The 798-nt window shown below is 71.3% G+C and carries 1 protein-coding gene; it reads left to right on the plus strand.

Features of this window, described 5'->3' with window-relative positions; genetic code table 11:
• On the plus strand, positions 1-798 hold a 798-nt coding region (locus LQ326_RS47345), incomplete at both ends, for a condensation domain-containing protein (RefSeq protein ID WP_234545402.1).

Genomic DNA, 798 nt, shown 5'->3' on the forward strand with positions numbered 1-798 from the left:
CTGCGGACGGTGTTCCCGGATGTGGAGGGGGTGCCGTACCAGGAGATCCGCGAGGGCGTCGAAGGCCGTCCCCGGCTCCAGGTGGTCGCGGCCGGCGAACGCTGGCGCGAAGTCATGCAGGACGAGATCGGACGGGGCTTCGACGTCCGGGTCGACCTGCCGTGGCGAACCGTTCTGCTGAAGGTTGCGCAGGAGGAGTGGGTGCTGCTGCTGGTGGCCCACCACATCGCCTCGGACGGCTGGACCATGGGCGTCCTGGCGAACGACCTCCAGGTCGCCTACGGTGCGCGGCTTTCCGGGCAGGCCCCGGGGTGGGAGCCGCTGCCGGTTCAGTACGCGGATTACGCGTTGTGGCAGCGGGAGGTGCTGGGCGAGCTGGACGATCCGGACAGTTCCGGTGCCGGGCAGGTTGAGTTCTGGCGGGAGACGTTGGAGGGAGTGCCGCAGGAGACGGTGCTGCCGTTCGACCGTCCGCGTCCGGCCACGCCGTCGTTCCGCAGCGGTACGGTCCCCATAGGGGTGGACGCGGCTACGCACGCGCGGCTGGTGGAGCTGGCCGCGCGGGGCGGGGCGACGATGTTCATGGTCGTGCACGCCGCGCTGGCCGTGCTGCTCGCCCGGATGGGGGCCGGCGAGGACGTGTGCATCGGCACCCCGGTCGCGGGCCGGTCGGACCTGCAACTGGAGGGGCTGGCCGGGTTCTTCGTCAACACCCTCGTCCTGCGCTCCGACGCCTCCGGCAACCCCACCTTCCGGGACCTGCTCGCCCGGATCCGTGAGTCGGATCTGTCGGCCTAC

This window comes from Streptomyces shenzhenensis (assembly GCF_021462265.1).
In the GTDB taxonomy this organism is placed as follows: Bacteria; Actinomycetota; Actinomycetes; order Streptomycetales; family Streptomycetaceae; genus Streptomyces; species Streptomyces shenzhenensis.